General features: G+C 58.2%; 7 protein-coding genes. 2 read left to right on the plus strand and 5 right to left on the minus strand.

The genetic code is table 11. The annotated features are described in order from the left end of the window. Positions 1 to 26: 26 nt before the first annotated feature. The 3 genes from zapE to OC71_RS26160 form a co-directional block, all read right to left on the minus strand. Positions 27 to 1,121 (minus strand): cell division protein ZapE, encoded by a 1,095-nt coding sequence (gene zapE / locus OC71_RS26150; RefSeq protein ID WP_041074841.1) that lies wholly within the window; start codon positions 1,119 to 1,121, stop codon positions 27 to 29. Between the two features lie 90 nt (positions 1,122 to 1,211). Beyond that, positions 1,212 to 2,567, minus strand: coding sequence for a tryptophan--tRNA ligase (locus tag OC71_RS26155; protein ID WP_041074843.1), 1,356 nt, complete (start codon positions 2,565 to 2,567; stop codon positions 1,212 to 1,214). Positions 2,568 to 2,591: 24 nt separating this feature from the next. Beyond that, positions 2,592 to 3,221 (minus strand): alpha/beta hydrolase, encoded by a 630-nt coding sequence (locus tag OC71_RS26160; protein ID WP_041074847.1) that lies wholly within the window; start codon positions 3,219 to 3,221, stop codon positions 2,592 to 2,594. 144 nt (positions 3,222 to 3,365) lie between these two features. Here OC71_RS26160 and OC71_RS26165 point away from each other — a divergent pair, with 144 nt between their 5' ends. Then, on the plus strand, positions 3,366 to 3,800 hold the full coding sequence (locus OC71_RS26165) for a YhcB family protein (RefSeq protein WP_007961596.1): 435 nt from the start codon (positions 3,366 to 3,368) through the stop codon (positions 3,798 to 3,800). A 257-nt stretch (positions 3,801 to 4,057) separates the two neighbouring features. Here OC71_RS26165 and OC71_RS26170 read toward each other — a convergent pair whose 3' ends face one another. Together OC71_RS26170 and OC71_RS26175 are read right to left on the minus strand one after the other, a co-directional pair. After that, positions 4,058 to 4,792 (minus strand): OmpA family protein, encoded by a 735-nt coding sequence (locus OC71_RS26170; protein ID WP_007961595.1) that lies wholly within the window; start codon positions 4,790 to 4,792, stop codon positions 4,058 to 4,060. 114 nt (positions 4,793 to 4,906) lie between these two features. Then, a complete protein-coding gene (locus tag OC71_RS26175; protein ID WP_041074845.1) occupies positions 4,907 to 5,551 on the minus strand; it encodes an MBL fold metallo-hydrolase in 645 nt (214 codons plus the stop codon). A 217-nt stretch (positions 5,552 to 5,768) separates the two neighbouring features. On the opposite strand from OC71_RS26175, the gene OC71_RS26180 reads away from it, so the two are divergent. Then, the coding region (locus tag OC71_RS26180) for a M10 family metallopeptidase (RefSeq protein ID WP_041074849.1) at positions 5,769 to 8,296 on the plus strand (2,528 nt) is incomplete at its 3' end.

Below are 8,296 nucleotides of genomic sequence, written 5' to 3' on the forward strand. Positions count from 1 at the left end.
AGGCCCTTTTTTTGTGCTGAATCCACTTAAGGCTTGTGCGCCCGCGAAAGGAATTCGTGTGATTGCATCTCCAGCAAACGGCTCAGCGTACGCTGAAATTCGAACGTCAGGCGCCCGCCGGTGTACAGGTCTTTCAGCTCGACTTCGGCAGAAATGATCAGCTTGACGTTACGGTCGTAGAATTCGTCGACCATGTTGATGAAACGCCGGGCGATGTCGTCGGTGGTGACGCTCATCTGTTCGACGCCACTGAGCAGCACCGCGTGGAAGATCTTGCCCAGCTCGATGTAGTCGTTCTGGCTGCGCGGGCCGTCGCACAGTTCGCGGAAGTCGAACCAGGCCACGTCGTCACAGGTGCGCAGGGCACGGATTTCGCGGTTCTCAATGATCAGCACATCGTTTTCCACCGCCGCCGTGCATTCCGGCGTCAGGGCCTTGAAGCTCTTGCGCAGGCTTTCGTGGGCCGCTTCGTCCAGCGGATAGTGGAACAGTTCCGCTTGCTCGAGGTGACGCAGACGGTAGTCAACACCACTATCGACGTTGACGATTTCGGTGTTCTGCTTGATCAGCGCAATGGCCGGCAGGAAGCGCGCGCGTTGCAGGCCGTCCTTGTACAGACCGTCCGGAACGATGTTCGAGGTCGCGACCAGGGTCACGCCGTTCTTGAACAGCTCTTCCATCAGCGTGCCGAGGATCATCGCGTCGGTGATGTCCGAGACGAAGAATTCATCGAAGCAGATCACCCGCGACTCGGTCGCAAAGCGCTTGGCGATGATGGTCAGCGGGTTTTTCTCGCCGCCGAGGGTTTTCATCTCTTCGTGCACGCGCTTCATGAAGCGGTGGAAGTGAGTGCGGGTCTTTTCCTTGAACGGCAGCGCTTCAAAGAAGGTGTCGACCAGGTAAGTCTTGCCGCGCCCCACGCCGCCCCAGAAGTACAGGCCCTTGACCGGCGTCTGATCCTTCTTGCCAAACAGCTTGCCCAGCAAACCCGGCTTGTTCTGCTCGGCCGCGATCAGATCGTCGTACAGGCGCTGCAGATGACGCACAGCAGTTTCCTGCGCGGCGTCATGGAAGAAGTCCGGGCGTTTCAGATCAGCTTGGTATCGTTCTAGGGGCGTCATAATTCGTTAGCAAGGCAACAAAAACGGGCCGTCACTGTAGCGACGGCCCGTGGGAATGGCAATCAGCCCTTGGTCGGGCCGCACCGTTGTTTAGTCCTGAACCGGGGTCAGCGCTACGCGCAAAGCTTCGATCGCGGCGTCCCGCGCAGCAGCATCAGCGAACGCCGGGCTGTCGCCAACGCAATCACCTTCCAGCCACACGCTGAAGCTCAGGTCTTGATTGCGGATGTCCAGCGCCTGACCGGTTTGCAGTTGCTTGGTCACCTGGCCGGCTGTTTTGCCGTCGGCAAAGTTGCGCGACAGCAGCAGTTGCTCGCCATCGGCCGCCAGCAGGCGGAAACGGAAGCTGCCGTCGTCTTCACGGAAGCTGACGAAACGTGCAGCTTTCGCGGCTTTCTTCTTGGTGGTCGCCGCGACTTGCACCTGATTGACGAACGAACGCAGGCCGACCGCTTCACGCAGTTCGTTGAGGAACGGCGTCGCCACCGCACGGGCCTTTTTCGCGCCGTGTTGCAGGATGTCTTCCAGATCCGCCGGACGCTCGATCAGTTGGTGATAGCGTTCGCGGGACTCGCCCAGTTCATTGTCGAGCAACTGGAACAGACGATTTTTCGCCTCACCCCAACCCAGACCGCCGAGCAGTTCACTGCGGAATTCGTCAGCCTGCGCCGGTGTGGCGAACGCCTGGAACAGGGTGAACAGGTGCGAGTTGTCCGGATCTTTGGCTTCGCCCGGCGCTTTGGAGTCGGTGACGATCCGCGAGATCGCGTCCTTCATCTCTTTGGCGCTCGAGAACAGCGGGATGGTGTTGTCGTAGCTCTTCGACATCTTGCGACCGTCGAGGCCTGGCAACGTCGCCACGCTTTCCTCGATCAGCGCTTCAGGCATGGTGAAGAACTCTTTGCCCTGGCCGAACAGGTGGTTGAAGCGCTGGCCGATGTCGCGGGCCATTTCCACGTGCTGGATCTGGTCACGACCGACCGGCACCTTGTGCGCGTTGAACATCAGAATGTCCGCCGCCATCAGCACCGGGTAGCTGTAGAGGCCCATGGTGATGCCGGCATCCGGGTCTTCACCGCTCTCGACGTTCTTGTCCACCGAGGCCTTGTAGGCGTGCGCACGGTTGAGCAGGCCCTTGGCGGCGACGCAGGTCAGCAGCCAGGTCAGCTCAGGGATTTCCGGAATGTCGGACTGGCGATAGAAGGTCACACGGTCGACATCCAGGCCACCGGCCAGCCAGGTCGCGGCGATTTCCAGACGCGAGCGCTGGATGCGCAGCGGGTCATCGCATTTGATCAGAGCGTGGTAGTCGGCCAGGAAGTAGAACGAGTCGGCATTGCTGTCGCGGCTGGCGAGGATCGCCGGGCGGATGGCGCCGGCGTAGTTGCCCAGGTGCGGCGTGCCGGTGGTGGTGATGCCGGTGAGGATACGGGTACGGTTCGTCATGGGTAATCGCTTGTCAGACTGCAATCAATTCGAGAGACGCGGCAGGATCAGATCCTTGAGATCGGTCAGCTTGCCATGAAAAAAGTGTCCGCATTCTGCCACTTTCAGCAGCTCATGGGGGCGCTGGAGTTGTTCCGACCAGTCGTAGACCAATTGTGGATCGATCACTTCGTCGGTTTCCGGCTGGATCACGGTCAGCTCGCCGTGCTGTGGCAGTTGATCCTGATCGCCCAGGCGCATCACCGCCGGCGCGACCATGAACAGCTGCTTGAGCTGCACGCCTTGGGCTTCGAGACGACCGCCGAGACTTGCTGCAACAAATCCGCCGAAGGAGAAACCGAACAGGGTCAGCGGCAGATCCGGGTGTTTTTCCCGCAACCATGCAGCAGCAGCCTGGGCGTCATCGACTTCACCGCTGCCCATATCGTGGGAGCCTTCGCTGGCGCCGACGCCGCGATAGTTGAAGCGCAAGGTGATCAGCCCGGCATCACGCGCGGTGCGCTGCAGGGTCGAGACGACCTTGTTGAGCATGGTGCCGCCCTGCACCGGGTTCGGATGGCAGATCAGCGCGATGCCGATTGGCTGCTCGTTATCGAGGTACAGCGCTTCGATTTGGCCGACTGGGCCATCAATCACTACAGGGGTTTCACGCATCAGCAAGGAAGGAACTCCGTGACCTCGAATCGGGTCGACTCGTCTAGCAAATTGTCTGTGCCAATCTATTGCGAGTGAATCGCGGTATACAGCGCAGGTTCGAGCCGTTAACGTAAAGCAAAGCCGTTTATAGAGGAAGGACTCGTGGAACACTCGCTCTTAGTTTGGTTGTTACCGACTCTTGCCCTGGTTGTGGGTGTCGCCATTGGATTCCTGATCGCTCGCGTCGCACCGAATGCCGCGCCGAGCCGCACGCAGCGTCAACTGGATGATATCCAGGAGCGTTTCGACAGCTATCAAAACGAGGTGGTCACCCACTTCAACAGCACCGCGATGCTGGTCAAGAAGCTGACCCAGAGCTATCAGGAAGTGCAGGATCATCTCGCCGAGGGCGCCAACCGCCTGGCCCTGGACGAGCAGACCCGTCAACGTCTGATCGCCGCTTTGCACGCCGATGCCGCGCAGGCACCGCGCGAACGCCTGACGCCGCCGCGCGATCAGGAGCCGCCACGCGACTACGCACCGAAAGCCCCGAACTCGCCTGGCATGCTCGATGAGCATTATGGCCTGAAGAAGTAATCAGTCTTCGCTGCAAGCAAAAAGCCCCCGGACAATTCGGTTGTCCGGGGGCTTTTTTTGTATCTGATGATTTGAGGGTGATTGGTCCGGCCCCTTCGCGAGCAAGCCCGCTCCCACAGGGTCATGTGGTGAACGCAGATTCTGTGAACAACACCCATCCCTGTGGGAGCGGGCTTGCTCGCGAAAGGGCCAGCACGGGCAACCCGCAAAAAAATGCCCGGTCACAAGACCGGGCATTTCTTCATTCAAGCATTCACTTACGGATACTGCTGAACCGTACCCGGCTGTTGCTGCTGACCACCATACTGCTGACCCGGAATCGCCTTCAGGTTGACCTCGACGCGGCGGTTCTGCGCGCGGCCATTGACGTCACCGTTGCTGGCAATCGGGTTATCCGGGCCGGCGCCACGGGCCGACAGGTTGGCACCGCTGACACCTTGCGAGGTCAGGTAAGTGGCCACGCTCTGCGCACGACGCTGGGACAGGTCCATGTTGTGCTGGCGGCTGCCGGTGCTGTCGGTGTAGCCGACGATTTCGATCTGGTTCTGATTGAACTCTTTCAACGAGTTCGCCAGGTTGTTCAGCGGCTGGTAAAAGCTCGGTGCGATGTTCGCCGAATCGGTGGCGAAGGTGATGTTGCCCGGCATGATCAGTTTGATCTGATCGCCTTGGCGCTGCACTTCAACCCCGGTATTGGCCATGCTGGCGCGCAGCTTTTTCTCTTGCTGGTCGGCGTAGTAACCGTAACCGGCGGCCGAAGCGCCGACCACCGCCGCGCCGATCAAGGCGCCCTTGCCACGGTTGTTGTGGTCGATGGCGGCACCTGCCAATGCACCGGCCAGAGCGCCGAGGCCACCGTATTTGGCAGTTTTGCTCATGCCTTGCGAGCCACCGTCGGCCTGCCCCTGATTGTCATACGGGTTGGGCGAGGCGCAACCGGCCAACATGGCCACAGCGGTAGCAACAATAATCAAACGAGGCGTGGTGAACATGAAGAGCTCCTGGTTTTTGCATTTTGTGTGGCAGCGGCCCTAGGCAATAGACCTGCGCGGGCGTTGGATCATGACAATGCCGAAAAATTCCGCCGCACACTCGTGACAAAATGTTTAGGCGCGCACGAACGGGTTTTCGCGCATTTCATCTCCGAGACGCGTGTCCGGACCATGCCCGGCAACCACGATGGCGTCTTCGTCGAGCGTGTACAGCCGCTGCTTGATCGATCGCACGATGGTCGCCTGATCGCCGCCCCACAAATCCGTGCGCCCTACCCCGCGACGAAACAACGTGTCGCCGGCAATCAACAGCTTAGCCTCGGAAAACCAAAAGCTCATGGAACCGGGCGTATGTCCCGGCGTATGCAGCGCGACACCACAGCCGCAAGCCAGTTCTTCATCGTCGCTCAACCAGCGATCCGGCGACGGCACCGGAGTGTACGGCACACCAAACATCTGGCATTGCATCTCAAGGTTGTCCCACAGGAACTGGTCTTCCTTGTGCAGATGCAAGGTTGCGCCGGTTTTCTCTTTCATCTGCCCGGAAGCGAGGAAGTGATCGAGGTGCGCGTGGGTGTGGATGATGCTGACGACTTGCAGACCATGGGCATCAAGGCGCGCCATGATCAGGTCAGGATTGCCGCCCGGGTCAACGACGATGGCTTTTTTAGTGATCGGGTCGCCGATGATCGTGCAGTTGCACTGGAGCGGGCCGACGGGAAAGGTTTCGCGGATGAGCGCAGGGCTGGGAACAGTCATGAAAGATCCTGAATCGGTTAAGCGAGTGAGTACGCCAGACGAATATGTCGACTCAAAATTCTACTGCACTCGTCGACATACTGACCGAAGGCGAATATTGGACGCCACTCATCAAAAATAATGGCCAAGTGATGTCACTTGTATAATTTCTGATGCAAAATCGCGCATTTGTAGCGGTCGCATTCGGGAAGGGCCGCAGCGCACTCAGGAAAAATGTATGCCTAGTCCATCCGGTATCACTTTAAGTCTCACTTCCAAACTGACTGGCATAAATGCGCTCGACAGTTTGCTTTCAGGTTCTTATTGGGCGGGCGTCAATTGGCCTTTCGACGGCCCGACCAAGCTGACTTACAGCTTTATCGAGCCTAACACTTCGTACTTCCCGACCAACTACAGCGCCGACAACGAATACAAGTCCATCTACTCGCTGTCTGGCTATCAGAAAAACGGCATCATCAGCGCGCTGGCCACCTGGAGCGCTGTGGCAAACATCACCTTCACACAGACCTCCGACGATATCTCCAATGTCGGCGACTTACGGTTCGGTGGTTATGGGCTGATGGGCAACGAGGCTGCTGCCTGGGCGTATACGCCCTCCAATACTCCCAACGGCGGTGATGTCTGGATCGGCGAACCGACGACTGACTACCCGATCAAGGGTACCTACGACTACATGACCTACATCCATGAGATCGGTCATGCTCTGGGCCTCAAGCACCCGTTTTCTGCCAGTGGCTCGAACCCGACGATTCTCAATCCGGCATTGGACGACGTCCAGTTCACGGTCATGAGCTACAACAATAGCTATTCATATCAACCGATGACTCCGATGGTGCTGGATATCCTCGCCATCCAGGCGCTTTACGGCGCCAATATGAATTGGCAAACCGGTGATAACGTCTACTCCTGGAAAGCTTACGAGCCCGTTTTCGAAACCATCTGGGATGCTGGCGGCAACGATACGATCGATGCGAGCTCGCAGGCGGACCAGGTCGACATCAACCTCAATGAGGGCACCTACAGCAAAATCGGATTGCCCAACGTCATCGGCGGGAGCGTATTCCAAAGCGGACTGGGCATTGCCTATGGCGCCAAGATCGAAAATGCGATTGGCTCGAACTACAACGACATCTTGCGCGGCAACAGCCTGGACAACGTCCTCAATGGCGGCACGGGTGTGGACTGGATGTATGGCGGTGCCGGTAACGATACCTACTACGTCGACAACCGGGATGACCGGGTCTACGAAACAGGAACATCGGCGAGCGAAATCGATTCGGTCTTTGCCACGACCAGCTACAGCCTGTATGGCTATGAAAACGTGGAGAACCTCACGCTTCAGACCAACGCCAACATCAATGGCTACGGCAACGACTCGAACAACGTGATCACCGGTAACGCCGGCAATAACATTCTCGACGGTTACGGCGGTGCTGACACCCTGATCGGTGGAGCAGGTAACGATACCTATGTCGTCGACAACCTCGATGATGTCATCCTCGAAACCAGCACCGTAGCAAGTGAGATCGACACTGTACGGGCCTCGGTGAGCTGGACACTGGGCGCGAACCTGGAAAATCTCGAACTGGCGGGCAGCGGCAATATCAACGCAGTCGGTAACAGCCAGAACAACGTCCTGACCGGCAACGAAAGCAACAACGTACTCGACGGCCAGGGCGGGCTGGATACCATGATCGGTGGCGCAGGCAACGACGCCTACATCATTGATCAAGTGGGTGAGCTTGAACTGGCAAAAGAAAACGCCAATCAGGGTAGCGACACCCTGATTCTTAACTATGGCGTGCAGGTCAACACGCTTATCGATTTGAACAGCAGCACGCTGAACAACTTCGAAAACGTCACGATCAACGGCGCGGGTGCCTTTGATGTGCTGGGTAACAGCCAGGACAACTATCTGGTCGGCAATAGCTTCGCCAACACCCTGCAGGGCGGCGCCGGCAACGACATGCTTGATGGCGGTGCCGGAGCGGACACGCTGATCGGTGGCACAGGCAACGACACCTATGTCATCAACAGTCTGGAAGATACGCTGATCGAATTGGCGAACGAAGGCAATGATGTGGTTCGCTCGTCGGTCAATTACACCCTGGCGGCCAATATCGAGGAAGGATTGCTGCTGGGTAGTGCGGCGCTCAACCTCAACGGCAATGAGCTGAACAACGTTCTGACCGGTAATGACGCCAATAATGTTCTCGATGGTGGCCTGGGCGCCGACAAAATGGTCGGAGGACAAGGCAACGATATTTATATGGTCGACAATGTCGGCGATCTCGTGGTTGAAAACGGCTTCTTCGACTACGACGAGGTGTATACCTCCATCGACTACACCCTGACTGCAAACGTCGAGACGCTGGTGCTCATGGGCTCAGCCAACCTCAACGGCACCGGCAACTACAGTGACAACCGCATCACGGGCAACGCTGGCAATAACGTTCTTGATGGCGGCATGGGCGCAGATACTTTAATCGGGGGTCAGGGCAACGATACCTACATCGTCGACGACGCCAGCGACAAGATCGTTGAGCAGGCCAACGAAGGTTACGATGTCGTGCGGTCCTCAGTGAGTTATGCACTGAGCGCCAACATCGAGGACGCCATCCTGCTGGGTACTGCCGCACTGAACCTGCAGGGCAACGACCTTAACAACGTCCTGAGCGGCAACGATGGCGACAACACCCTCAATGGCGGCCTCGGCGCCGATACCATGATCGGTGGCGCCGGCGT

The organism is Pseudomonas sp. W15Feb9B (assembly GCF_000828175.1).
GTDB classification, from domain to species: domain Bacteria; phylum Pseudomonadota; class Gammaproteobacteria; order Pseudomonadales; family Pseudomonadaceae; genus Aquipseudomonas; species Aquipseudomonas parakoreensis.

What these genes read in the sequence shown, in the direction of transcription:
- zapE (WP_041074841.1), bottom strand. Translation starts at nt 1,121, where the DNA reads ATGACGCCCCTAGAACGATACCAAGCTGATCTGAAACGCCCGGACTTC.
- OC71_RS26155 (WP_041074843.1), bottom strand. Translation starts at nt 2,567, where the DNA reads ATGACGAACCGTACCCGTATCCTCACCGGCATCACCACCACCGGCACG.
- OC71_RS26160 (WP_041074847.1), bottom strand. Translation starts at nt 3,221, where the DNA reads ATGCGTGAAACCCCTGTAGTGATTGATGGCCCAGTCGGCCAAATCGAA.
- OC71_RS26170 (WP_007961595.1), bottom strand. Translation starts at nt 4,792, where the DNA reads ATGTTCACCACGCCTCGTTTGATTATTGTTGCTACCGCTGTGGCCATG.
- OC71_RS26175 (WP_041074845.1), bottom strand. Translation starts at nt 5,551, where the DNA reads ATGACTGTTCCCAGCCCTGCGCTCATCCGCGAAACCTTTCCCGTCGGC.